Source organism: Photorhabdus namnaonensis (assembly GCF_001684335.1).
Classification (GTDB): Bacteria; Pseudomonadota; Gammaproteobacteria; order Enterobacterales; family Enterobacteriaceae; genus Photorhabdus; species Photorhabdus namnaonensis.
In genome coordinates this window covers 1-330 of record NZ_LOIC01000043.1, presented here as the reverse complement: position 1 = coordinate 330, position 330 = coordinate 1, and the positions used below count along the sequence as shown (strand labels likewise).

Genomic DNA, 330 nt, shown 5'->3' with positions numbered 1-330 from the left:
CGCTGTCCGCTTCCGCCAGCCGGCCGTCATCATGGTAGCGATAACGGGCCATCACTTCCTGTAACCCTTCATCGGTACGGAGAATCTCTGTCAGTTGTCCGCGCAGATTATAAAGCAGCGCCAGCTCCGGCCCGTCACTGTGGAGAACCTGTGTCAGCTGACCGTGCTCGTTATAGATAAACCGCAGCCGGTTGTCATACACATCCCGGTGTTCCGTGAGCTGCCAGCGCTGTGTCCCTTCAGATGAGGCCGGGGAGGCCAGCGCAAAATACTTACAAACCGGTGAATCCCGGTGCCGGAGGATATAGCCCTGTTCTCCCCGGCTGAGGG

1 protein-coding gene is annotated in these 330 nt (G+C 58.8%); it reads right to left on the bottom strand.

The annotated features are described in order from the left end of the window. Nucleotides 1-330: hypothetical protein (locus tag Phpb_RS08285; protein ID WP_131817505.1), on the bottom strand; the 330-nt coding region annotated here is incomplete at both ends.